The organism is Lujinxingia vulgaris, from assembly GCF_007997005.1.
GTDB lineage: Bacteria > Myxococcota_A > Bradymonadia > Bradymonadales > Bradymonadaceae > Lujinxingia.
In genome coordinates, this window is sequence record NZ_VOSL01000047.1 from 19,286 (window position 1) to 43,972 (window position 24,687).

At 67.2% G+C, this 24,687-nt stretch carries 16 protein-coding genes; 10 read left to right on the forward strand and 6 right to left on the reverse strand.

Annotation, left to right across the window (positions count from 1 at the left end):
- Positions 1-116 precede the first annotated feature (116 nt).
- Positions 117-1,964, forward strand: a complete 1,848-nt coding sequence (locus tag FRC96_RS10460; protein ID WP_146974442.1) for a serine/threonine protein kinase — start codon at positions 117-119, stop codon at positions 1,962-1,964.
- Between the two features lie 161 nt (positions 1,965-2,125).
- Here the strand turns inward: FRC96_RS10460 and FRC96_RS10465 are convergent, their stop codons facing one another.
- Positions 2,126-3,409: a glycosyltransferase family 4 protein gene (locus FRC96_RS10465; RefSeq protein WP_146974443.1), complete on the reverse strand. Its 1,284-nt coding sequence runs from the start codon at positions 3,407-3,409 to the stop codon at positions 2,126-2,128.
- A 187-nt stretch (positions 3,410-3,596) separates the two neighbouring features.
- Here FRC96_RS10465 and FRC96_RS10470 point away from each other — a divergent pair, with 187 nt between their 5' ends.
- The 5 genes from FRC96_RS10470 (at position 3,597) to FRC96_RS22040 (ending at position 12,635) form a co-directional block, all read left to right on the forward strand.
- Entirely contained in the window at positions 3,597-4,502 is a 906-nt protein-coding gene (locus tag FRC96_RS10470) for a universal stress protein (RefSeq protein WP_230470114.1), read from the forward strand.
- A gap of 103 nt (positions 4,503-4,605) precedes the next feature.
- Positions 4,606-8,280, forward strand: coding sequence for a PLuB system helicase-like protein (plbH, locus tag FRC96_RS10475; protein ID WP_146974445.1), 3,675 nt, complete (start codon positions 4,606-4,608; stop codon positions 8,278-8,280).
- Complete coding sequence (gene plbQ, locus FRC96_RS10480) at positions 8,277-9,545, forward strand: PLuB system PQQ-binding repeat protein (protein ID WP_146974446.1); 1,269 nt, start codon at positions 8,277-8,279, stop codon at positions 9,543-9,545. The genes plbH and plbQ overlap by 4 nt, the downstream gene beginning before the upstream one ends.
- Entirely contained in the window at positions 9,538-10,623 is a 1,086-nt protein-coding gene (mrtP, locus tag FRC96_RS10485) for a myxosortase MrtP (RefSeq protein WP_146974447.1), read from the forward strand. Before plbQ ends, mrtP begins: the two co-directional genes overlap by 8 nt.
- A gap of 104 nt (positions 10,624-10,727) precedes the next feature.
- Entirely contained in the window at positions 10,728-12,635 is a 1,908-nt protein-coding gene (locus FRC96_RS22040) for a hypothetical protein (RefSeq protein WP_230470115.1), read from the forward strand.
- Positions 12,636-12,762: 127 nt separating this feature from the next.
- Here FRC96_RS22040 and FRC96_RS10495 read toward each other — a convergent pair whose 3' ends face one another.
- The 4 genes from FRC96_RS10495 to FRC96_RS10510 all read right to left on the reverse strand — a co-directional run bounded on the left by FRC96_RS10495 (position 12,763) and on the right by FRC96_RS10510 (position 19,517).
- A complete protein-coding gene (locus FRC96_RS10495) occupies positions 12,763-13,203 on the reverse strand; it encodes a ferritin-like domain-containing protein (protein ID WP_146974448.1) in 441 nt (146 codons plus the stop codon).
- A gap of 97 nt (positions 13,204-13,300) precedes the next feature.
- Positions 13,301-15,430, reverse strand: coding sequence for a M48 family metallopeptidase (locus FRC96_RS10500; RefSeq protein WP_146974449.1), 2,130 nt, complete (start codon positions 15,428-15,430; stop codon positions 13,301-13,303).
- Positions 15,431-15,499: 69 nt separating this feature from the next.
- The gene (locus tag FRC96_RS10505) at positions 15,500-16,102 is read right to left on the reverse strand and encodes a LemA family protein (protein ID WP_146974450.1); all 603 of its coding nucleotides are present in this window, start codon (positions 16,100-16,102) and stop codon (positions 15,500-15,502) included.
- A 154-nt stretch (positions 16,103-16,256) separates the two neighbouring features.
- A complete protein-coding gene (locus tag FRC96_RS10510; RefSeq protein WP_146974451.1) occupies positions 16,257-19,517 on the reverse strand; it encodes a CehA/McbA family metallohydrolase in 3,261 nt (1,086 codons plus the stop codon).
- 273 nt (positions 19,518-19,790) lie between these two features.
- Here FRC96_RS10510 and FRC96_RS10515 point away from each other — a divergent pair, with 273 nt between their 5' ends.
- Positions 19,791-20,807 (forward strand): hypothetical protein, encoded by a 1,017-nt coding sequence (locus FRC96_RS10515; protein WP_146974452.1) that lies wholly within the window; start codon positions 19,791-19,793, stop codon positions 20,805-20,807.
- A gap of 250 nt (positions 20,808-21,057) precedes the next feature.
- Here FRC96_RS10515 and FRC96_RS10520 read toward each other — a convergent pair whose 3' ends face one another.
- Positions 21,058-21,282 (reverse strand): hypothetical protein, encoded by a 225-nt coding sequence (locus FRC96_RS10520; RefSeq protein WP_146974453.1) that lies wholly within the window; start codon positions 21,280-21,282, stop codon positions 21,058-21,060.
- A 149-nt stretch (positions 21,283-21,431) separates the two neighbouring features.
- Between FRC96_RS10520 and FRC96_RS10525 the strand changes: the two genes are divergently transcribed.
- From FRC96_RS10525 to FRC96_RS10535, 3 genes are all read left to right on the forward strand, one after another.
- Complete coding sequence (locus FRC96_RS10525; RefSeq protein WP_146974454.1) at positions 21,432-23,279, forward strand: acetate/propionate family kinase; 1,848 nt, start codon at positions 21,432-21,434, stop codon at positions 23,277-23,279.
- A gap of 175 nt (positions 23,280-23,454) precedes the next feature.
- Positions 23,455-24,039, forward strand: coding sequence for a YceI family protein (locus FRC96_RS10530; protein ID WP_146974455.1), 585 nt, complete (start codon positions 23,455-23,457; stop codon positions 24,037-24,039).
- A gap of 37 nt (positions 24,040-24,076) precedes the next feature.
- Positions 24,077-24,685, forward strand: coding sequence for a TetR/AcrR family transcriptional regulator (locus tag FRC96_RS10535; protein ID WP_146974456.1), 609 nt, complete (start codon positions 24,077-24,079; stop codon positions 24,683-24,685).
- The last annotated feature ends 2 nt before the right edge of the window (positions 24,686-24,687 follow it).

Below are 24,687 nucleotides of genomic sequence, written 5' to 3' on the forward strand. Positions count from 1 at the left end.
GTGCAAAGTCCGGCGCGCTCGCGCGCCTTTCGAAAGTGAGTATTCTTGTCGGGGCTGTAAACCCTTGTTAAGCTTCGCCCGACATCCCTCCCACCCCCGAAGTTGCCGGAAGCTCTATGGTAGTTCAACCTCGCGTTAAGATTGGCGAGATCATCGATGATCGTTATCGCCTGGAAACCCTGATTCATGAGGGTCGTTGGGGGAGGGTCTTCCGTGCGAGCGATCTTGAGCTTGGCAATCGTCCCGTGGCGATTCGTGTCTTCCCTCGCGGCGAAGATGGCCCGGCCGACCCGACCGGATTTGCCCGCCAGGCCGCCGAGCTCCGCGCACTCAAAAGCGAAACGATCGCAACACCTTACGCGCACGGCACCGTCCAGGGATTTCCCTACATCGTGACCCAGTGGGCCCGCGGGATGCCCCTGGACACCTACCTCAAAAAGCAGGGGTTGCTCTCGCTCAAAGTCGTGCTGCCGCTGATGCAGCAGCTGCTCTATGCGCTCGACAACGCCCACCAGGTCAACCTGACCCACGGCATCCTGCGACCCGGCAAAATCATGGTCACGCCGCGGCCCGAGGGTCCGCCTGCCCTCGCCACGGTCGACTTTCAGATCTGGAAGCTCTACGAGCTCTCCAGCGGCGATGAAGCCTTCGATGAGTCGCACCTCTCCCGAAGGCTGGTCCGCTACATGGCCCCCGAGATCTTGAGCGATCGCACCATCACCCCGGCCGCCGATCTTTACACCGTCGGCCTTATCGCCATTGAGATGCTCACCGGAACGCCCGCCTACCCCGAAGATCACCGCATCGCGCTCATCGCGCGCCAGCTCGCGCCCGAGCCTCCCGAGCTCCCCTACTTTGTGGATGCCGGCGAGGGCTTTCGCACCTTCCTCTCGATGCTCGTGACCAAAGATCGCGACGCCCGCATCCAGAACGCCGCGATGGCCAGCGACATCCTGGACCAGCAGGGGGAGCGCTTCGTGCAGGAGCCTCCGGCCATTGAGCCCGAGCCGGTCCCCTCCTCGGTGGTTGCCAGCTCCGAGCCGGAGGCCGACGAGCCGTCTCTGGAGACACCGGGCCTGGAGATGCCCTCCGATCCCTTTATGATGGCCCCCGAGAGCGAAGTTGTCTCCGACGAGCACCTTATCGACGCCCCCTCGGCTGCGTCGCGCCCCGAGCCTGCGCTCTCCGACGACGCCGGCGACGTCGACGAGCTCTTCCTCTCCGAGAAAAGCGGTCTGCGCTCGCTCAGCGACGGACGCGAGCTGGGCGTCGACACCCAGTCTCCCCTCGACTTTCTCTCGGACGACGCCAGCGTCGACGACCTCTTCGCCTCGGAGTTGAACTTCGGCGAAGACGAAGGAGACAGCGCTCCGGCTCGAACCAGCGAGGCATCGCGTTCGGCGAGCATCTCGATTGAGGAACCGATCCCCGGAGGGCTCGATGAGCTGCCCTCGGAGGCGTACAATGACATCCCGGACGCGGTGGAGGTGGCACCGGAGCCCGCTGTTACGAGCACGACCTCCCCACAGCGCCGCCCCGCCTCGCCCTCCCCGGGACCGATCCAGCCTCGCCCCACCCGGGCCCGCGCCCCCCATACCCCGACCCCGGGAGCCAAAGCGTCCGGCCCTCCGCTGCTGGGGCTCGCGCTCATCGCGCTGGCGCTTGCCGGCGCGGCGGCCTTTCTGCTGATGTCCCCCACCGAGGCGCCGCAGAGCGCCCGGGCCGAGGCCCTCGAAGAGCAGGCTCCCACCGAGGCCACCCACACCGTGCGGGTGACCACCTCCCCCCCCGCGCTCCGGGTGCTCCTCGAAGGCAAATCCCAGGGATTTAGCCCCGTCGACCTCCAGCTCAAAGCCTCGCAATTCCCCCTCAAGGTCGGCGCGCGCCTCAACGCCAACGTCGAGCAGACCCGCACCCTTGAGGAGCCGACGTCCGAGCTTCATTTTGAGTTTGAGACGCCCTGATGGTTTGCGTCGAACGACGCGCCAACGAAGCGCCGAGTCCCTCGCGGCGCCGGACGCCTTCGCAACGTCCCCGCACACAACGCAGCCCTGAAGCTCCCGGGCGCGCAGCTATGGCGCATGCGTCGTGCAGGCCGCGTGCCTTTTGAAGCGCCATCATGCGATTACGGAGTGGTCAGCTTCGCGCCGAGCACCGCATCGTAGAGCTGCAACATATGGTCGTCGCTGCTCTCGCGGCTAAAGAGGGTCTCCACCCGCTCGCGCATCTTCGCGCCCTGGCCGCGCAGAAGCTCCGGAGCGCGCAGCCGCGTGCTGAGCACGCTTGTGAGCGTGGGTTGATCGCCCTCCAGCACAAGCTCCCCGGTGCTTCCCGAGACGATCAGCGAGCGCGTGGCCGGCGTATCGTACGCCACCGTTGCCACCCCGCAGGCCCCGGCCTCCAGCACGGCGTCGATGGGCGTGGAGGTCGTACCAAAACACGCCATCACATCGAGCGCCTGGTAGAAGGTCGCGTCGGTCTTGCGCTCGCCATGGACCAGCCTCACCCAGCCGCGATCCGCAAGCCGCCGCAAGCGGCGGGCCTGCCCGTCAGCGAGCTTGCCCCGGGGGGCGATCACCCAGCCGAGCGAGGGGTGGGTGCGACGCAACGCCTTGACCGCCGCCACCAGATCGTCGGCCCCGTGACGCCGGGTCACCGGCCCCACCCACCCGACGACCTGTCGCCAATGCGTGGGCAACCCGAGCGCCTCGCGGGCCTGCTGGCGCGCCGCGTCGCCATCACCGCCGGCCGGGCGATAACGCGCCACATCGACGCCCGCGCCGCCCACCGCAACCTCCAGACGCGAGGGCGCCACCAACCCCAGATCCTGCACGAGACGAAAATCAAACTCGGTGGTCACCACGTAACGATCCACCTGGGCGCCGAGGCGCTCGTACGCCTGCAGCATCACCTTGCGCCAGGGGTAGCCCACCACCGCGTTAATGCGCTCCTCGGCGGCTCGCACCCCCTCGCTGGAGGTCACCAGCGCCATCGGCCCCAGCGGAAGATGCACCGGCTCTTCTTCCAGCCAGTGGTACTCCATCGTCACAAACAACGCCGGCACTTCGGCCTGCCGAGCCGCAAACGCGCTCAGCCACGCCAGCCGATGCGAGAAGATGTGCACCAACACCGGCCGCAGCTCCAGCATCACGCCCTGCACGATAAAGTACGCCCCCATCAAGGCCGCGGCGTTGCGCGGGCTCGCCACCGGGATCGCTTTGCACTGCACCCCCTGGCGCCGAAGCGTCTCAAAGCCCCCGTCATCCGCGGCCAGCACATGAACCTCAAACCCCGCATCCGCCAGGCGCTTGAAGCGCGGGCTGTAGCGACGCGCGATCTCCGCGGAGCTTCGCCCCACAAACACTGCCGGATAAACCTTTTGTTGGGAGAACATGCTCTCGTGAATCATAGCGCCTCGTTGGGGTGTGCGGGTCGTCGCGGGCAGACGCTACGAACGCCCGCCGCCGCTGTAAAGTTAAACCGCCTCTGGCCCCTCGATTGCGCCCCTCCCCTTGCTTTGACCTCTCTCATTACCACTATTAGGGAGCCGCGATGCCTTTGTCCCTTTGATGACTGGCAACACACTGGAGTTTGGAATGACCACGATTCTTTTTGGCAGCGATCTCTCCGAACACTGCATCCCCGCCGCCCGCTGGGCCGCGCGCCTGGCGCGACTGCATCAGCAAGACGGCCGCCCGGTGCGTCTGGTGGGTGTACATGCCATCAGCCCCGAGGAGCTCTCGCTCTTACGCGTGGCCTCCGGCGGCGGCGACGGCGATGCCACCGACGCGCTCCGTGACGAGTTTCGCGAGTGGATAAGCCAGGTGGAAACCTTTGGCATCGACGTCGAGATCTCCATTCAGATCGGCGCCCCGGCCGGTGCGCTGGTGCATGCCGCACAGCTCAACAAAGCCGACTGGCTGGTCGTCGGCGTCTCCGGACGCGGCCAACTCTCCCGCCTGATCATGGGCTCGACCGCCGAGCGCCTGGCCCACCGCCCTCCCTGCCCTCTGGCGATCGTCCACCCTGAGGGCTTCGCCTGGGAGGGTGACGCCCGCGCGCTCGCCCCAACCGACTTCAGCCCCTCGGCCACCGGCGCCGTCGAGCTCGCCGCCGATATGGTCCGCAACCAGGGCGGGCACCTCAACGTCTTGCACGTCATTGAGCTGCCCCGCTCCACCCCCTCGCTCGTTGAGCCCAGCGCCTACCCGGCCGCCCTGGTCACCCACCTTGAAGAGACCCAGAAGGCCGCCCGCGCCCAGCTCGATCGTCTGGCCGACGCCCTTGATCTCGGCGCTCAACTTACCACCGAGGTTCGCCCCGGCTACCCGTCTCACGAGGTCCTAGCGACGGCCGAAGAGCTCGACGCCAACATCCTCTTTTTGGGATGCACCGGACGCTCCCGCGTCGCCGAGTGGTTCTTAGGTGGCGTGGCCCGCGGCGTGGTCCGCCACGCCCCCGGCACGCTCGTGCTCTTCCCGGCGGTCGACACCGAAGACTGACCGGCGAGCTCGTGCATCTGCCTTGCTGCCCCTCTGCCCCATCAGTAGAGTGGCGCGCCGATGAGCCCGAAGTTCCGGTCCCCGACGCAAAGCGGCCCCGCAGATGCACGAGTTTCCCACCACCCTCCTCGACCAACCACCCCGCTGGGAGCCCCCCGCTGGCCCGCTATGGCTCATGGACCGCGGTAAGGAGGGGGAGTATGTGGTCTGGCGTCACGACGCGTCAGGGGGCCTGCTAAAAGTCTCCGTGGCGTTGCGACATGCCGCCACCGCCCATCACCCCTCGCTCAACGCCCCGCAACGCTGGTGGCTGCACGACGGCGCCCTCTACCTCGGCGCCCCCTACCCCGGCGGCGAACTTCTGGCGACGGCGCGCCGGGAGCGCCTGACCTTTTCTGAGGCCGTCGACGCCATCACCCCCCTTGCGCTCGCGCTGAAGTCGGCCCACCGCCGCAGCGTGGTTCACGGCGCGCTCAGCCCGGAGCGCGTCTTCTACGAGCCGACCACCGGTCGGCTCGCCGCGGTGGGCCTGGGCGAGTGGGCCGCGCTCCCCGAGCGGCACGCCTCCCCCTCACCGCTCACCGACATCGAGGGGCTGGCGCGCGTGCTGCTCTTTTTGACCCTGCCTCATCAAGAGGCGGCCGCCGCGCGCCCCAACTTCGAGACGATCCCCTCCTTTGCCATCGGCGCCCTGGAACGCGCCATCAGCCCCGACCCGGCACGCCGTCCCCAGACCATCGACGAGTTCCTGGCCGGGCTTCGCTTTCGCACCTCCGAGGGCTTTGACCCGCTCCCGGACGCCGCCGACGCTGACGACAACCCTGTCACCATCCTCGGTGGGGTGGTGCGCGACCTCGACCACTTCGAGCATCCCCGCCAGGGGCCTGGTCTTCGCTTTACCCTGGATCACGGTGAGGACGGCTCGGTGGGTGTCTTCTTTTACGCCCGCCACCACAGCGAGGTCTACAACAGCGCCCGCAACCTCTGGGAGGGCGCGCGCCTCAACCTCCTCGACGCCTCCCCCCTGCACGACTCCCGCGGCCGCACCTTCCTGACCGCCGGCGCCAACACGCTGCCCATCGTCGAGCCCTCCTGGCCCGTCTCGGTCAGCGACGTGCTCAAAGCCCAGGGCTGCCCCCAGCGCGTGCTCGTCGACGCCCGCGACCCCGGCGATCTGACCCACCACCTGGCCTTCGGAAACCTCATCCACGGGATGCTCGAAGATCTCACCGCACCTGAACCTCTGAGCTTCGAAGCCTCTCTGGAGAGCCGCCTCCCCGATCTTCGCCTGGACCTGCTGGCCGCCGGCGTCGACGACGCCACCCTGGCCTCCCTCGAAGTGCAGGCTCGCACCCATTTTGATCATATGCGCCGGCTCACCGCGCCGCGCACCCGCAGCGCGTCGGGCCCCGGCGCCGCCCGTGTCGGCTGGAGCGGCCGCCACGTTGAGGCCACGCGCTTCTCCTCCCGCTACGGCCTGGAAGGCCGCATCGATCTCGTCGTCGAAAACCCCGACGAAGGCGTGCAGATCATCGAGCTCAAAAGCGGCAAACCCTGGGACGATCACATCGGCCAGGTCCGCAGCTACGCCCTGCTCTGGGAGGAGCTCGCCAGGGCCGAAAACCTCCCGATGACCGGTCATCTGCTCTATTCGCGCGACGGCACCATGCGCCAGGCCCCTCTTGACGACATCGATCGCGAGCGCCGCATCCTCCACGCCCGCAACGACCTCGTGGCCCACTACCGCGCCCAGGTCGACCCGGCCTTCACCTACCGCGCCCCTTACTACATGGAGGAGCCCGCGCTCTGTCGCCAGGGCGCCTGCCGTTTTCGGCGCGACCGCTGCAAAGCCCAGTCCGAACTCCTGGGCCTGGCCCCCCAGCCCGACTACGGCGTGTTCGCCTGGCCCTCTACCGATCCGGAGCTTGTGCGACAGGCCCGCGCCTACCACGCCCACATGAGCCGCCTGGTCGCCATGGAACGCTGGAGCGACCACGCCGCCCTGGGCGCCATCTTTGAGCCTCACCGCCTCTCGGAGCGCATTGAGGCCGGCCTGGCTTCAGCCGATCTTCACCTGGAGCCGGTCGAAGGCCACCCCGACCGCGCTCGCCTCCGCGGCAAAAACCTGCAGATCTTCTCGCCAGGCGACGCGCTGCTCATTCACCGCGGTGAGGTCGACGCCTCCCATATCCTGCGCGGTCGCTGCCTCTCGGTGGAGGATGACAGCCTGGAGCTTCGCCTGCGCGCCGCCCACTTCCCCGACGCTCTGAGCGGTCCGGGCTACATCGCCGATCTTCCCCCGGCGCGCCTGGGCTACCGCAGCGCACACCAGGCCCTCTACCGCGTGCTTCGCGCCCAACGACGCGATCTTCTCGAGGTTCTTGTGCGCCCCACCACGCCCGCCGCTCACAGCGCCATGCGCGGCCAGGGTGCTACGCCCAACCTCCACCCGGCCACCTTCGACGCCCTCAACCCGCCGCAGCGCGACGCCATTGAGCACGCCCTCTCCGCCCCCACCGGCGCGCTGATCCAGGGGCCCCCGGGCACCGGCAAGACCACCGTCATCGCCCACCTCACCCTGGAGGCGGCCGACCGCGACCAGCGCGTCCTCCTGGCTGCGCTCACCCACACCGCCGTCGACACGATGCTCATCAAGCTACTCGAAGCCGGTGACCAGCGCGGCCATCACCCCCACGTTTTGCGCATCGGCTCTGCGGCCAAAAGCCCGCGCGTGGCCCGGGCGCTTGAGGCCCGCGGCCTCAACCCCGCCCACTACTTCGCCGACGACCTGGCCCACGCCCACCAAAGCCTCAACCAACTCGGCGAGGCCGTGGGCCGTGCCACGATCATCGCCACCACCACCCACAGCGCGCTTCGCTCCCCGCTGATCGCCTTCTTCGAGCGCCACCGCGACCGCCCCGCCTTCGACGTGGCCATCGTCGACGAGGCCAGCCAGCTCACCGAACCTCTGGCGCTCGGGCCCATCTCACTCGCCCGCCGCTTCGTGCTGGTGGGCGACCACGCTCAGCTCCCACCGATTGTCTCCAGCGAACGCGCCCTCTCGGCCTTCATCACCGCCGAACACAGCCCCTTTGAGCTCGACGACGACCTGCAAAAGGCCGGCCTCGCCGGCCTCGACCGCAGCCTCTTTGAGCGCCTGGCCTCGGTTGGCCTGCCGGTGCACATGCTCCAGGTGCAGTACCGTATGAACCGCCCCATCATGAGCTTCCCGGCCGAGACCTTTTACGGCAACAAGCTCCAGGCCGCGCCCCACGTCGAAGACCGGCGCCTGCCCGAGGCCGACCTCCAGCACCCTGCCCTGGCAAGCTCGGATCCGGTAGCCTTTCTCGACGTGCGCGGCCACGAAGACGCCCGCACCAACCTTGAGGAAGCCCGCGCCGTGCTTGAACTTCTCGGCGATCTCATCACCCGCGCCCCCTCCCTCTCGGTCGGCGTCATCTCCCCCTTCCGCGCCCAGGTTCACCTCTTGCGCACCCTGGTCGCAGACGCGCTCACCCTGCCCGAAGGCACCTCCATCGACATCGACACCGTCGAGCGTTTCCAGGGCAGCGAGCGCGACGTCATCATCGCCAGCCTCGTCAAAAGCGAGCGCCCCGGCGATTTTTTGAGCGACCCGCGGCGCCTCAACGTCACGTTGACCCGCGCCCGCCGCAAGCTGATCATCGTCGGACACTCCGGCTGCCTCCTCCAGGATCCCCTCTTTCGGCCCTGGCTTGAGCACCCCCACACCACCTGGCACACCTGGACCCGTCCATGAGCCCCATCGCTCCTCGCAAACGTCCGCGCCTGCCGCGCGCCTGCACACTGGCTCTGAGCGTGAGCGCCGCGCTCGCGCTTGTGGCCTGCGACGCCCCGACCGACGCACAGCCCACCTCTGACTCGACCGAAGACATCACCGCTTCTGCGACCCCGCAGGCCACCTGGGCCCCTCCCGAGCCCGTCGACCTGCGGGATCCCGACGCCCTCCCCATGCACCCCACAGACGTCGGCCAGCCCACCCTCTACCCCCGCTGCCACGAGCTCTTTGAGCCGGAGGGCAGCCCCCGCGCCTGGCCCCTGGACCGCGACGAGGCCGACGCGACGCTCTTTGGCTGCGAGCCGGAGGCCGCGCTGACCTTGAGCGATCCTCCCATGCGCCTGGTCGCCTACAGCCTCCCGCGCCCCGCCGACTCCCGCGCCACCGATCTGCGCCTGGTCGCCTACAACAACGCTGGAGAGCTCCTCTGGCACCGGCGCATCGACCGCCAGCAGCAGGGAGATAACTTCACCGCCAACTTCCGCGGCTCTTTTCTGACCCGCGTCGACCAGAAGTTCATCTGCGCCGGCACCCGCTGGCAGGGGGGCACCCAGGCCCTCTGCGCCCGCCAGGACTCCGGCGAAGTCATCTTTGAAGGCACCATGAACTTCTGGTCGGGCATCGATATGCTCGGTGTGGGCCCCGCGCTTGTGGGCGCCGACATCAACGGCCTGACCCTGCGCTACCCCTTCACCGGGGTGGAAATGCGCCACCGGGCCTTCGGCGCCCGGGGCGGCCGCACCGCCTTCTACGCCTCAAGCCCCACCCACGTCTTCTTTGTCCCGGCCGATGGCGAGCCTGTGCTGAGCGCCTGGAACCTGCAGACCCTGGAGATCGACTGGCAGCTGCCCCTCCCCGCTAAGCCGCAATCCAACTCCGGCCAGAGCTTCCCCTCGCTCGACCTCCTCGTCTTCAAGATCGACGACACCCTCTACGCCCTTAACACCGGTGACGGGACGCAAAAGCTCGCGATGACCGTCGGCGTCGATAACCCCTCCCTGGCCACGACCGAAGACGCCCTCATCGTCCTCGTGCGCCGCAGCGACGCGCCACCGCTGCTCACCATCCTTGACCCGCAACGAGGCGTCGCCACCCGCGCTGCGCTCGCACCCCGCGGCGCGCTCGCCGTGGGCACCGACGGCCCGCGCATCCTCACCCGCAGTGTGCGCGCGCTGCGCGAAGTCACCCTGAAGACGCCCGCGCCGCGGGCCAACTCCGATGACTGAGCCGGCCTCACCACCGCGCTGGCGCGAGCCCCTGGGCATCTTCGTCCTGGCGCTTTTCGGGGTCATCGCGCTCAGCCTCCTAAGCCCCCTTGTGCCGCTACTCTCGCAGAACCTGGTGGCCATCGTCGGCCTCGTCTTCTTTGGCCTGGCCCACCTTACGATCCGCCGCATCGGCGCATCGCCGGCCGACTTCGGCGTCGATCTCGATCGTATCCCCCTGCGCCAGATCCTCTTCGGCCTGGGGGTAAGCGCCATCGTCTTCCCGCTCTTCGCCCTGGGAAATCACCTCTGGGAACGTCACGCCCTGGAGCGCGACTTTCACCCCTCGATCCACAACCTGCGCCAGTGGTCCCCCTCGCTGGAGCGCCGCCCGCCCGAACTTCAAGATGATGGCGCCCGCGTCTGGGTCCAGCGCCGCACCCTCTACGTCGAGGTCGCCAACTTCGATGCCGACGCGCCACCTTCCCCTCTGATCGCGCGCGCCGACCAGCCCACCTCCTGGCAGAGCCTGGGCGCCGGCGCGGCTCGCCAGACCGACGACGCTCGCCACACCTGGGAGCTCACCCCCACCGCCCCGCTGACCCGCTTCGCCCTTTCTCCCCTCGACCCACACGCCCGCCCGCAAACCCTCTCTTCCATCGAGCTCTCCCTTCACAACGCCCCCATCACCTCCGCCTCCGAGCGCGCCGCCCCCGGAGAGCCCCTCACCCTCAAGCGCGGCTTAAGCTGGCTTGTGCTCTGGGCCCTCACCCACCTGCTCCTCGTCGCCCTCCCCGAGGAGGTCTTCTACCGCGGCTACCTCCAGACTCGCCTCGGCCAGCTCCTGCGCGACGATCACGACCAGCCTCGCATGTTTTTGGGCCTCTCCCTGGCCAACTGGCTCACCAGCGCCCTCTTCGCCCTGGGTCACCTCCTGGTCCCGGTGGGCGGCGCCATCATCGCCTCGCGCGCGGCGGTCTTCTTCCCCTCGCTGGTCTTCGGCTGGATGCGCGAGCGCTCCGGCTCCATCATCGCCCCCACCATCTTTCACGCCTGCGCCAACATGATGGTGCTCCTGGTCTCCGTCCACTACTTCTGAGACCCCACCGCACCGGCCACCTTGCGCGCGCTTCGGCCTTGGTGGCACACTCCCGCCCACCGTGATGGCGGCCCACCTTCAACCTCCTCTCTCCCCGCGCTGGTATGGCCCTACTGACCGACGACGCTCACCGACGCCTCGACATCCTGCGACGCACGCGCATGGGCCTCGACGACGACCTCGACGATCTTCGCGCCGAGCTGGCCGAGGCCCTCGACGACTTCGAGGGACGCCTGGCCCGCACCTGCCGCCACATCCCCCTCTGGCTCGCGCTCCCGGCCGCCGAGCTCCGCGCCCCCTTTAAACTCAAAAGCCCCGACACGCTGGCCGGGACCCTCGTGGGCCCCCGCGCTACCGCGGTGGCCGCCGCCGAGATCGAGCACTTCATTCACACCTGGTTCCCCGACCAGGACGCCGACCCCACAAGCCACGACCCCGAGCAGGTCGCCGAGACCCTCGCCAGCCTCAACGCCCTCATCGACGACGCGCGCCAGGCCACACGCGCCCTGGCCGAAGAGGGCCCCCTGGCCCTGGAGCGTCTCCTCGAAGCGATTGTCTTCGACCTGGAGAGCCGCCGCGAAGCCGACGTCGAAGCCCTCGAGTCCATGATCTCCGAAGGCGACATCGACCGCGGACGCGCCGCCCAGGCCGAGATCGCCGAGCTCTGGGAAGATCAACGCCGACGCGTCAACGAACTTCAGGGCGTCTGGGACGATCTTCTCATCCTGCACCGCGAAGGCATCGACACCACCCTCGAAGGCCTCTCCGAACTCGACGATCTCTGCGCCCGCGCCCGCGAAGGCCTCGTCGGCGCCGGCCTCCTCAACACTCCCTCCTCCCCCGTCCTCCCCGAAGACGAGCATCAGCACGAAAACGAGTCCGAGACCGAGATCGAGCCCGAGATCGAGATCGAGCCCGAGACCGAGCCCGAGATCGAGCCCAAGACCGAGATCGAGCCCGAGACCGAGATCGAGCCCGAGATCGAGATCGAGATCGAGCCCGAGTCCGAGTCCGAGATCGAGCCCGAGATCGAGTCCGAGATCGAGACCGAGATCGAGATCGAGATCGAGACCGAGATCGAGCCCGAGACCGAGATCGAGCCCGAGATCGAGATCGAGCCCGAGATCGAGTCCGAGACCGAGATCGAGACCGAGACCGAGATCGAGCCCGAGCCCGAGATCGAGCCCGAGACCGAGATCGACCTCCCCGGCCCCACCGCCCCGATGATCGACGAGGTCGTCCCCCAACTGCTCTCCCGCGACGACGACGCGACACCAGTCGACCTCGCCACCCCCACCACCGTCGACAAACCCGACGCTTCCGAACCCGACGATCGCGACGATCCCGACCAAGACGCCCCCTCGATCTTCGAAGACTCCGCCGCCCCCAGCCGCCCTCCCGAAGATCGCGTCCGCGTGCGCTGCTACCGCATCCGCGAGGGCTGGCAGATTCTCACGGGCGGAGAGATCGCCGCCACCCTGGGTCCCCCCGGGGTCTTCGTCGGCGGTCTGGCCATCCTGTGCATCCTCTCGCTCTTCGAGATCACCCAGAACCCTCTGGAGGTGCACCCCTGGGCTCAGCCCGCCGCCTACGCCGCCCTGGGCCTGATGGCCCTTCTCCCGCTGGTCCGCAAGTGGCGACCGATGTGGCACGGCGCACGCTTCCGCATCATCGCGCGTGGCGAGGTCGAAGAAGAAGCGGACCTCCGTGCGACCGACGCGCGGCTGATCCTCGACCGCACCTCCTGGCCCATCGCCGATCTTCGCAACGTCGAGCTCAACCGCTGGGAGTCTACCGAAGATCTCACCCTGGGCTGGGTCCTCACCATCGACCCGCCTTACCACGCCCCGGTTCACCTGATGACCTTCGACCCGGAGCCCGAGGTCTGGCGCGCCTCCCGCGTCCCCCGCATCGAATGCCCCGAAGACGCCTGGCAACTTCCCCCGGCCGAGTTCGACGCCATTCACACCACGCTGCTGGAGCATCGCCCGCAGACCTCTGCGGCCTCCTGATTCTCCGGCATCGCCTCCCGACAAACACACACCACCATCAAAATAAAAGCGCCGCCGGCACTACAGCCGGCGGCGCTTCTTTGGTCTTAACCTCGCACGCCTTCGCGCGCGTCACTCACCTGAGGGCTCACTCGCCCCACTGACCGCGCAGGATCTTCTCAGACTCCTCTTTATGGCGCGTCTCATCGGCGACCATATCGTCGAGCGTCGACGCCAGACCGTAGTCCCCGTAGGCCTCGGCCTGCTTCATGCGCTTGACGTAGCGCTTGACCGTCTCCGTCTCGGCCTTGACCACATTCTCCAGCATCTCCCGCGGATCGGTCGTGTACGTGACCTCCGCCGCCCGGGTCACAGGCGTTCCTCCGAGTGCCGTGATCTTGTCGGCCAGAAACTTCGCGTGCTCAAACTCATCGGCAACTTCTTCCAGAAAGAAGGCCTGAAGCTCTTTACGGTGAATGCCGCTCACCGCCGCCGCATAGGTGTTGTACATGATGATGGCCTGGTACTCATGGGCCAGGTCTTCGTTAAGTCCTTCCAGAATGGTGGCTTTATCGACGGTCTCGCTCATAACAACTCCTTGGTGTTCTCGTGTGTACGAATCAACCGGACGAGCGCGAACCTAAGCAGCATTCTCGACAAATCAACCCCGCACACCACACCGGCCCTCACACCCGTCGCGTCGCCTCCGGAACCAACGGCGGCAAGGGCAGATCGAGCACGTCGCAGACCGCCCGCAACATCTCCACCTCCTCCACCCTCACGCGCCCATCCCCCAGCACACAGAACGCCGCGGCGTTGATCACATGCCGCTTGATCTGCAGCGACGCCAGCGCGAAGCGGTCGAGCACCGCGCCCACCTGCTGCAGATTCACCGCCCCCTCCTGAAAGTGAAGCTCTCGTGCAAACGTCGGCGGCAGCGCCCCGCACCCCGCATCAAACGCCGCCCGCGCCTCACTGACATGGTCATGTCCCATGATGACCAGAGCGCTCAACAAAAGCTGCAACTCCGGCAACATCGCCCGCATCGCCACAAACTGCGTCGCGCGACGCCCCGGACGCCCCAGCGCCACCTCCAGGCGATGCATCAACACCTTCTGCACCACGAACTCAAAGAGGGTTACGCGCTGATCCGCATAGATCATCGCGCCGACCACCTCCCGAAACGTCCTGTACTGCTCGGGGGTCATCCGCCTCAACGTCGGAAAAAGCAGGTCCACCAGCGGCAGGCGAAACTCCGCATCCAACGCCGCGACATGCTCCCAGAGCCGACGCACCTCCCGGAGCATCGTCTCCGAGGTCTGCCGGTGAAGAAGCTCGATCTGCGGGCGTCGCCCCTCCTCGCTCTCGTCCATCAGGAGCGCAAACACCAGCGCGCTGGCCCCCATCACATCACTGCGGGCCTCCATGATCGGGCGCGGCAACTCCCCCAGCAACGACGAGCAGTACACCAGCCGCTCCGGGCTGGGGTTACCGATCAGATCCACGATCTCCTCGGCCCCCACCGCGTAGCTCAGCTCCCGCGACTGGCCGCTCCAATCGTTGCCCCCGCCCGAGCTCTGCGACTGCATCCCCAGGCTCGCTCCCGACGACGAAGGTGACGCACCGGCCCACGCCGCGGCCATCATCATCGCGCCCTCCGGCGTCGCTCCCCCCGCAGCGCCCGACATCGGGGCGCCCGCCATCGCCAGCCCCGCCCGCGCCTGACCACGCTCCAGCTGCGCACGGATCGCGTCGAGCTGCGAGGCGTCATACCCCGGATCCCACCGCCGAATTCGCTCCTCCAGAGGCGGGTGCGACTCGAACCACCCCGTCATCGTCATCGTAAAGCGGCTACTCACCGCCCCAAAACACATATGGCTGACCTCTTCGGCGTGCGGAGAGAAGAGCCCCGAGCCGGCCTGGTGCGCGGCGATCTTCTTCAACGCCCCGGCAAGCCCCGCCGGGTTGCGTGTAAACTGCACCGCCGCTGCATCCGCCAGATACTCCCGCTGGCGCGACACCGCGCTCTTGATCATGCGCCCGAACATCACGCCCAGCCAGCCCCCCACCGCCAGCAGAAGCCCCACCGCCCCAATCGCCAGGAGCGCCGGCCCCCCGTTTTTGCTGCTTCGCCGACTCCCCCCCCGCCAGATCATCTCCAACATCCCCCGACCCGCGATCGAGATGAGCAGAATCCCGTGCACCACCCCGATCAGCCGGATGTTCAGCCGCATATCCCCGTTGAGAATGTGCGAGAACTCATGCGCGATCACCGCCTGCAGCTCATCGCGCGTCAGCGCCTCCAGCGCCCCCTGGGTCACCGCCACCGCGGCGTCATTGATCGTGTAGCCGGCCGCAAACGCGTTGATCCCCACCTCATCGGGCAACACATAAACGAGCGGCACCGCCAGCCCCGAGGCCAGCGACATCTCCTCCACCACATTATAAAGCCTGCGGCGCAGCGGATCCTCACTGCGCGCATCCACCTCCACCCCGCCAAGCTCCAGCGCCACGCTGCTCCCCCCCTCACCGAGCTGCGAGACCTTATAATAACTCCCCAGCCCCACCACCAACGCCGTCACCAGCAACGAGAACCCCACCAGCTTCCACTGAAAATAATCCAGCGTCTCGGTGGTCATATAACGCCCGTTGACCATTACCATCTCGGTCTTCAGGGCCCCCCCGGTGATATGAAAATCCAGCAGATACACCGGCACGTACATCACCGCAGTCAACGCGATGACAGCCATCGCGAAGAGCACGATCAAATACGTCGTGTTGCGCCTGGCCGAATCCTGCTGCTCAAAAAAGTCCATCGTTGACCACCCGCATCACGTCGTTTGTTGCCTGCTGCTCACATCACCATCCCCCCTCTTCCACCTTGCTTAGCCAAAGCTCACGCGCACGGCCTCGCGCTCGGTCGGGTTCTGGATCTCAAAGAGCATCGCCGGCTGAAAGCCCAGCGTCGGCGCAAAGAGCACCGCCGGAAAACTCTCCCGCGCCGTGTTGTACGTGGTGACCGCGTCGTTAAACGCCTGACGCGCAAACGCGATGCGGTTCTCCGTGGAGGTCAACTCCTCCATCAACCCGCTCATGGTCGTGTCGCTCTTCAACTCCGGATAAGCCTCCGAGAGCGCAAAGAGCTTACCCAGCGAGCCGGTCAGCGCCGCCTCCGCGCCCATCAAGCCCTGAATCGCCTGCGCGTCACCCGGGTTCTGAGCGGCGCGCTGGTTGGCCGACTGCGCCGCGTTGCGCGCCTGAATCACCGCCTCCAGCGTCTCGCGCTCATGGGCCATAAAGGACTTGGCCGTCTCCACGAGGTTCGGGATCAGGTCATAGCGGCGTTTCAGCTGCACATCGATCTGCGAGAACGCGTTGCGAAAGCGGTTCCGCAGCGTCACCAGGCGGTTGTAAATCCCCACCCCGAACACCACCAGAAGCACAAGCCCGACAAAAATCACGCCTACAATCACCAACGCTGCTGCCATTCCAACCTCCACCGCGCCTTCCGCGCGCGTTTATGAACAGGGCATATCCCCACCGAGGACGGGCCCACGTTATTACGTCTTTCGTCACGAACGTGCGCCCGAAATTAGCGCTGCGCCCCCCCGCATGTCAACGAATCCCCCCCGGTGGCGCCCCTTAATGCGCGTGCCCGGACCGGCTCCCGTGATGATGGTGGTGGTCGCCCTCATGCGCCTGCCCGTGATCGTGGTGGTGCCCGTGCACATGCGACGCCTCCTCCCCGCCGTGGCTGCAGCTCAGCGCCTCGATCAACCCTTTGAGGTGCTCCGCATGCAGCGCCTCCCCGGGCTCAATCACAGGCTCCCTCAATCGAGCGCGACGCTGGCCAACCTCCTCCCCGCTCGCGCGCGCTTCCAGCAGCGCCTCGCGATACGCGGCAAGCGGCGGGTTGTCGTACCCGCCACCGTCGGCATCCAGGAACACCGGGTTCGAAAACGCCATCGGCTTCACCGAGCTCGCCAGGACCGGCACCATCGAGCGCCCGTTCACCCCGCGCGCGACCACCACCACGTAGCTGTCGCGTTCGACCTCCAGCTCAACCTCCACCTCCTGCCGCCAGCGATAGTGCGGCTGAGCCCCCTGGGCCACGAGCTCTCGGTGCGACGCCTCATCCCACACCACATCCACCTGCTGCGTCGGCGCCAGCGCCTCCTCCACCGCTTCTCCCGGCGCCCCAACCAGCCCCTCGGCCGGCACGTTCATATAGATGTCCAGGCGATCCACATCCACCCAGTCGGCCAGCTGCAAGGTCACCCGCAGCGTCGCGCTCCCCGACTGCGCATCGAGCACATCGCCCGGCCTGGCGACCTCCTCCCCACTGCTGACCTCGACCTTCATGAAGGGTCCGGTCGTCCCCACCAGTGCCCCATTCTTGATGCGCGCCACCAGATGGTCGATCGCCATCGTCTGCGCGCTATCCCGCCCCTCATCCACCATCACAAAGCTGCGCGGGCTCGCGGCGAGGCTCCCGTACACCCCGTGCGTATCACTGACCGCCGTTGCTGTCGGCGAAAACCCGCGCCCCACCATCGCCAGCCACCAACGCATCGAGCTCCAGAAGTCATCTTCGCTAAACCCGTTGAGCACCTCGATCGCGTCAAAATCATCGGTCCACAGCCCGGTGTCTCCGCTGACCTCATCCACAAACGCATCCGTCATCCGCCGGGCTGCAGGGTCGGCAAAACTCTGTCCGGTAATCACGTCCGCCTCTAGCAGGCCAATCGCCCCCATCGGCTTCTTCGGATGGTTGAGTTGAATGACCTGCTCCCCCGGGTGCTCCCGCGTCCGATCCACGACCTCCTGCAGCGTCAGGTGCAGCCCCCCATCATTGCTCCAGTCCAGCGGCCCGCCGCGACGCGCCTGTGCGTCGCGCTGCAAGGGAAACGCGTTGATATGACCCAGGTTCGACGTGGTGATCTCGCTGCCTACCACACTTGCAATCTGCGCCTGCGCCCCCAGCCTCACAATCGCCGCCCCAAAGTCGCTGATCGCGTCATGATCGCTGCTCACCATCACATCGAGCCCCCCCGCCATAAAGTCCAACACGCGCTGCTCCTCCGAGACGTTGGAGTCCGGCGAATACATCGCGTGAATATGAAAGTCCGCGCTCAGCGCACCGGTGGTGTCGATGACCTCGGCGATCTCCGCCTCCACCACAACCTCCTCGCCAGCGCTCACGCTCACAACCTCCCCGCCCGTCGCCGTCGCATCCGTGGGCCACACCGACCACGTCATCCCCCGATTCACGCTCACCCGGTAATCGCCAGGCGCCATCTTCAGCGTCGCCTCACCGCTTACCCCGAGCTCCTCGATGCGCAACCACCCGTAAGGCGGCGCCAGCCCCGCGTCGCGCTCCCGGCTGTCTTCGCGCTTATCCCCGCACCCATTCACACACGCGATGACCACGCGCGCCGGCACCGGCTCCCCCGCCGCATCCCGCACCTGAATCGACATCACCCCGGGCTCGCTCAGCACCACCTCACCCAGCGCAACATCCTCATCGGCAACCTCCACCCCCGAGACGCGCGTGAGCACACCATCCTCCCGAAAGCGCAACTCCCAGCTCCCCTCCGGAAGATCAAAAGCAAATCCCCCATCCTCGCCAGTCCACCCGGCCACAAACGTGCGATCCGCGTCGCGCAGCGCGCTGATCTTCACCCCTGAGACGCCCTCCCCCTGCGCGTTCACCACCCGGCCGCGCACCTCCCGGGCGCTCAAGGCCAAATCCTCAAAGATCGCATCCGTCACCGAGCTCACCGCCCCCGCTCCCGGGTACAGCCTGTAGCCAACATGGGTCACCGCCCCCGGCTCGATCGCCTGATACCCCCGGGTCACCGGCCAGCGCGAACGCGGCGCCGCCAGCGTCTGCAAGAGATCCGTCGCGCCATGAAGAAGCCCCGCCGCCCCACTCACCGCCAGCATCCCCGCCCCCACCGGCACCCCCTCGCGCTCCAGATACTCCCAGGCGTCGGGGACCACCGCGTACCCTCCTTCGCGATTGAAGTACCCGAGGTAACTCACCGGATCCGCGCTCAAACTGTCACTGCCCAGCGAGCGATACCCCCACCCCTTCGGCCCGCCCAGCGGATTGAAATAACTTCCCGTCGACCCCGACAACACCAGATGCGCCGCCACCACATACTCCGCGGCCGCCCCCTCGTTGCGCATCGCCGTGATCACCCGCAACGACCGGCTCTCGGGCACCAGCGCGTAATACACCGTCACCGTCAGCGGCAGCTCTCGCACCGGATCGAAGTCCAGCGCGTCGAGCAACCCCGGCGCAAACTCATCGACCATCGAGCTCACGTTCAAAAAGTCCAGCGGCACAGGCTTCCCGGTCACCGCCACCACCGCACGACCCTGGGAGCCATCCTCCAACACCTCCACCACCTCCGGCCGAAAGGTCTGCCCGATGTTGAGCAAGAAGCAGATCTCCCCGAGCACGCTCTCTGCCCCTTCTTCCGCCCGGCTCACCGCGATCGGGTTCCCATCCCACGAGCAGGGACCGACCACCCGCTCCCCGAAGCCTATCTGGTAGCGCCCGAAGTCGTTCTCCAGGATCCAGTCGCCCACCAGCCCCTGCGCAACATCCCCACCGATGCTCTCCTCGGGGCTCTGCACCTGCACCGCCCGCACAAACCCCTCCCCGGGCGCCTCCAGCACCGCGTCCACGTCGATCTCCGCCCGCTCCAGCACCTCCCCACCGGCATCCACATCGTCTCCCCCGCCCACGTCGGCGACATCCGGCTCACCAACCTCCACGTCGGGCTCCCCCTCACCGTCCACCACCTCCGGATCGCTGCACCCCACGGCCAGCGCCCCGCTCAACGCCAGCCCCACCCACACACGCCCCCTCCCCAACGCTCGCCAGTTGATCATCGCCTCACCTTATCCTTCGCCCGACGCTCGCATCATCGCCAGCGCTGTGGTCCTATGCTCCGACCGGCCCCTCAGGTCGGCGCCTCACCGGAACGTGCTCGTCATTTTCGCGTCTCTCGCCATCTCGCTCGCACTCGCCGGCGCGTCACCGCGCCCCCACGGCGGCTCACCGGCCTTCGTGTCACACCATTGTAACGTATCTTCAACCTCCCTGCCGAGTCCCCACGTTCCACACCGAGAGCCCCCCTTCATCCCCCTCACGTCGCCTCCACCATGCCCTCTCCCACCCTGCGTATCTGGTCCGAGCACCTCCCCCTGGCCGAACTCACAAGCCCTCCGCTGCTGCAGCTGCTCGCCAGACACCGCATCCACCCCATCGCCGCGATCCGCCCCGACGCCGACCTCCACCTGGCCGCCACCTTCATCCGCCGCGCTCGCGCGCTGGGTCTCGAGCCCGGCATCTGGCCCCTGCTCAGCCCCGAGCAAGGCTACTGGCCCAACACAACCACCCTCCCGATCTTTGCCCCCTACACCCGTGACCTCGTATACGAGCTGATCCAGAGGGACGCCACCCCCGCCCTGGTCGCGATCGACCTGGAGCCCCCTCTCGACGCCCTCAAACGCCTCCATGAGCGCGTGCTCCGCCCTTTCGTCCCGACGTCACCCTCGTTACACCTTCCGCGTCCGCACCGGGCGCTCGACCTCCCCGCCGCACACACCCTGCTCCGGGATCTGAGCACCGAGCTCCACCGCCTCAACATCCCCACCCTGGGCATCACACTGCCCACCGCCGCCCATGATCTCCGAGACGGCCACAACCTCTGGCAACGCATCGCACGCACCCCCTGGATGCACATCGACTGGCCACTCGCCGGCATCATGACCTACGGCTCGATGCTCTCCGGCTACTCCCGCGGCCTGCTCACCCCGGCCGACGCCCGCTACATCCACTGGCGCCTGCTGCGTCACCTTCACACGCACTTCGGCCACCGCGCCCACGCCTCCATCGGCCTCACCGGCACCGGCGTGCTCGGCGACGAGCCCGCCTACACCTCCCCCACCGAGCTCGCGCTGGACCTCGGCGCCACCCTCCACGCCGGCGTCCACGATGTCGCCGTCTTCTGCCTCGAAGGCATCCTTCGCGACAGCAACCCCGAGCGCTGGTTCTCCGCCCTCACGCGCGCCGTACCCGCTCCCCCTTCCCCCAGCCTCCGCACCCGCTCCCTCCAGGCGCTCGCCAGCACCACACGCGCCCTCCTCCTCAAAGCACTGCCTGCCCCCTCCCGCTGATCCCCCCCACAACGCCACCCGCCTCTACGTTGCGGATGAATCACCCCTTCAAAACCTCGGTCGCCTACCCCGCAAGTAGGATCTACCCCTCGAAAACCTCGGTCACCGAGAAAAAATGGGGTCAAGTGACCCCGAATCTCTCACCGACCGAGACTTTCGTGGGGTTAAGTGACCCCGAATCTCTCACCGACCGAGACTTTCGTGGGGTTAAGTGACCCCGAATCTCTCACCGGCCGAGACTTTCGTGGGGTCAAGTGACCCCGAATCTCTCACCGACCGAGGTTTTCGAGGCATTCACCCTCTCCACAACGTCGTCGCTTAGGTTTGCGTAGCGCCTCACCCTCTCCACAACCTCACCGATCACGGTTGCGCGGCGCCTCAAGCTCTCCGCAACCTCACCGTCCGGGTCTGCGGAGCTCTTCACCCGCTGCGCAACCTCACCGACGTGCTTTGCAGCGCGACCCTCCCCCTCCACACCCCGCTCCTATGCCCACCGCGTCGCCACCCGGGTTGCACACCCTCGCCACGCTGTGAAATGGTGCGCACAGTCAACGCTCAGCATGTCCGGCTCTCGCGCCCATCGCGCGCTATCCGGCCTGGTTCCCCCCTCCCCAGGAGTCACCGATGAAGATCCTCGTCATCAACTGCGGCAGCTCATCGATCAAAGCCGACGTTCGCGAACACGCCACCGGCGCCTATGTCGCCCGCATGGACATTGAGCGCATCGGCCAACCCAACGCCACGCTGCGCTTTGACGGCGAAGACGCCTCCACCGACCTCGGTGAGGTCGACCACGAGCAGGCGCTGAAAAAAACCATCGATCTCCTCCTCAAGCGCCTCGATGACCCCGCCGCCATCGCCGGCGTCGGACACCGCGTCGTTCACGGTGGCGCGCGCTTCACCCACCCGGTCCGCATCACCTCCGAGGTCGAAGACGCCATCGACGAGCTCGCAAGCCTCGCCCCCCTGCACAACCCCGCCAACCTGGCCGGCATCCGCGCCGCGCGCAAACTCCTCCCCGACGTCGACCACGTCGCCGTCTTCGACACCGCGTTTCACGCCACACTGCCGCGGCGAGCCCGCACGTATGCGCTCCCCTTCGAGATGGCGGAAGATCCGGGCCTGCGACGCTTTGGCTTCCACGGCATCAGCCACGCCTACGTCGCCCAGCGCGCCGCCGAGTTCCTCGACGCCGACGTGCGCGACCTGCGCCTGATCACCTGCCACCTCGGCAACGGCGCCAGCCTCTGCGCCGTGGAGTTCGGCCGCTCCATCGAAACCTCCATGGGGCTCACTCCCCTGGAAGGCCTCGTCATGGGCACCCGCACCGGCGACATCGACCCCGGCCTGCTCATTCACCTGATGCGGGAGCACGGCTACACCGCCGATCAGCTCGACGAACTCCTCAACCGCAAAAGCGGCCTGGCCGGGCTCTCCGGCGTTGGCAACGACCTGCGTGACATCGAGGCCCGCGCCGCCGACGGCGACGACCACTGCCGACTCGCCATCCAGGTCTTCGCCCACCGCGTGCGCAAGTACATCGGCGCTTACGCCGCGGTCATGGGCGGCGTTGACGCCATCGTCTTCGCCGGCGGCATCGGCGAAAACAGCGCGCTGATGCGCCATCGCATCGCCCAGCGCCTCGACTTCCTCGGCGCTCGCCTCGATGAAGACCGCAACCGCGAGCTTCAACTCGCCGGCGAACAGCCCGTTCAGATGTTCTCCACCCCCCACGCCCGCACGCGCCTTCTCGTCGCGCGCACCGATGAGAGCCGCGCCATCGCCGAGGCCGTCTCCAAGCTCATCCTCAAATCCGACGAACTCACCCTCGATCAACGCCCCATCCCCGTGGCCGTCTCCGCACGGCACATCCACCTCACCCAGGACGCCGTCGAAACCCTCTTCGGTCCCGGCTACCAACTCACCCCCCGCAACGACCTCTCCCAACCCGGTCAGTTCGCCGCCGAGGAGACCGTGCGCGTCGTCGGCCCCAAAAACGAGTTCCCCGCCGTGCGCATCCTCGGTCCCACACGCTCACTCAACCAGCTGGAGATCTCCCGCACCGACGAGTTCGCCCTGGGCATCGACGCCCCGGTGCGCGCCTCCGGCGACGTCGCCAACAGCCCGGGCATCCTGCTGGTCGGCCCCGCCGGACAGGTCAAACTCGACCAGGGTGTCATCTGCGCCTGGCGCCACATCCATATGACTCCGGACGACGCCGAGCACTTCGGCGTCCAGGACCGCGACGTCGTCGAAGTCGCCGTCGCAAGCGGCGATCGCGACCTCACCTTCGGCGATGTCCTGGTGCGCGTCTCCGAAAAATACCGCCTGGAGATGCACATCGACACCGATGAGGGCAACGCCGCAAACCTCGGCCGCGGCGCCACCGGCACCCTCATCTCCACCGAAGGCCGCGCCCAGCTGCGCCGCCGCAACACCCGCTACGACGCCGTCGATCCGGCCGCAGAATAACCCCCTCCTACCGGCTCCAACCTCGCCACCTTCGGCGATCGGGCGCTGCGCTCTCGCGCAGCGCCCTCCCACCCCTTCGCGCTCCTTAGTGAGCGCCCACAAATCGCCTTTGCCCCCCTCTGAAGGTTGATGTACTACAGATCCGTCCAATGACGACCGTTCGCGAGAGCGTCCCATGACTGGCTTTATCGAACTCTCCCCGGCGACCTTCTTCGCCGCCGTCATCGTCCGCAATGACGACAGCCGCATGCTCTCACGCATGGGCCACGATCACGTCGTGCGCGCCATCCCCACGCAGTCGCGCCTCGACATCGACACAGACGACATCGCGTCTCTGGCCTTTGAGCTCACCTTCCCGGCCCGCGACCTCATCGTCGACGCCGACGAAGACCGCCCCCGCGTCGGCCTCCCGGGTACCGTTAGCCTCAAAGACCGAAACGCCACCGCCGACAACATGCTCGCGAAAAACCAGCTCGACGCCGCACGCCACCCCGAGCTTCGTTTTGCCTGCCACCGCATTGAAATCGGCACCGACACGCGGATGCACGCCAACCTTACCGTGCGCAACACCCGCTGCGACTTTATACTCCCTCTCGATCTTCACGTGGATCCCGATCACATCCGCGCCCGCGGCCAGGTCCAGCTCTCCCACGCCGACCTCGGCCTCACCCCCTACCGGGCTCCCCTCGGTGCCCTTCAAAACCGACCGGAGCTGACCTTCGTCGTGGAACTCGACGCCGACCTCAACCCCGCGCGCTAACCCTCCCACAGCTCGACAGCCTCACGGTGGAGTCTCTATGTCTGAAGGACGCGACAGAATCCTCAAAGCCGCCGAAGACCTCTTCGGCACCTACGGCTTCGACCGCATCAGCGTGCGCGACATCGCCGAGCGCGCCGAGGTCAACAAAGCGCTGATCTTCTACCACTTCAACAGCAAAGATGAGCTCTTCGAGACCGTCCTCCTCCACTACTTCGAGAGCCACACCGAAGCCCTGCGCGACGCCTGGGAGGCCACCGGCACGTTACGAGATCGCGTCCACAACATGATCGACGGCTACGTCGACTTCATCGTCGAGCACCGCAACTGGCCCAAACTTGTCCAGCACGTCGCCGCCACCGAACACAGTGAACACATCCCCACGGTGCGACGGGGATTAACCCCGATGATCGCCTGGGCGAACGAGACGTTTGGGGAGATCGCGCCCGATGAGGGGCCCCTCTCCGTACGCAACCTCTTTGAAACCGTCGCCGGCTCCGTCCTTCACCACTTCACCTACGCCTCGGTGCTCGCCCCGATGTGGCAGGACAAGCCCCTGGCCGAAGAACACATCGCCGAGCGACGCGCCCACCTTCACTGGCTCGTCGACGTTCTCCTCGACGCCGTCGAATCCCGCGCCCACCTCTGAGC

Bases quoted from the DNA above. Each gene is read 5' to 3' on its own strand.
- FRC96_RS10460 (WP_146974442.1), top strand. From the start codon at position 117: ATGGTAGTTCAACCTCGCGTTAAGATTGGCGAGATCATCGATGATCGT.
- FRC96_RS10465 (WP_146974443.1), bottom strand. From the start codon at position 3,409: ATGATTCACGAGAGCATGTTCTCCCAACAAAAGGTTTATCCGGCAGTG.
- FRC96_RS10470 (WP_230470114.1), top strand. From the start codon at position 3,597: ATGACCACGATTCTTTTTGGCAGCGATCTCTCCGAACACTGCATCCCC.
- plbH (WP_146974445.1), top strand. From the start codon at position 4,606: ATGCACGAGTTTCCCACCACCCTCCTCGACCAACCACCCCGCTGGGAG.
- plbQ (WP_146974446.1), top strand. From the start codon at position 8,277: ATGAGCCCCATCGCTCCTCGCAAACGTCCGCGCCTGCCGCGCGCCTGC.
- mrtP (WP_146974447.1), top strand. From the start codon at position 9,538: ATGACTGAGCCGGCCTCACCACCGCGCTGGCGCGAGCCCCTGGGCATC.
- FRC96_RS22040 (WP_230470115.1), top strand. From the start codon at position 10,728: ATGGCCCTACTGACCGACGACGCTCACCGACGCCTCGACATCCTGCGA.
- FRC96_RS10495 (WP_146974448.1), bottom strand. From the start codon at position 13,203: ATGAGCGAGACCGTCGATAAAGCCACCATTCTGGAAGGACTTAACGAA.
- FRC96_RS10500 (WP_146974449.1), bottom strand. From the start codon at position 15,430: ATGGACTTTTTTGAGCAGCAGGATTCGGCCAGGCGCAACACGACGTAT.
- FRC96_RS10505 (WP_146974450.1), bottom strand. From the start codon at position 16,102: ATGGCAGCAGCGTTGGTGATTGTAGGCGTGATTTTTGTCGGGCTTGTG.
- FRC96_RS10510 (WP_146974451.1), bottom strand. From the start codon at position 19,517: ATGATCAACTGGCGAGCGTTGGGGAGGGGGCGTGTGTGGGTGGGGCTG.
- FRC96_RS10515 (WP_146974452.1), top strand. From the start codon at position 19,791: ATGCCCTCTCCCACCCTGCGTATCTGGTCCGAGCACCTCCCCCTGGCC.
- FRC96_RS10525 (WP_146974454.1), top strand. From the start codon at position 21,432: ATGAAGATCCTCGTCATCAACTGCGGCAGCTCATCGATCAAAGCCGAC.
- FRC96_RS10530 (WP_146974455.1), top strand. From the start codon at position 23,455: ATGACTGGCTTTATCGAACTCTCCCCGGCGACCTTCTTCGCCGCCGTC.
- FRC96_RS10535 (WP_146974456.1), top strand. From the start codon at position 24,077: ATGTCTGAAGGACGCGACAGAATCCTCAAAGCCGCCGAAGACCTCTTC.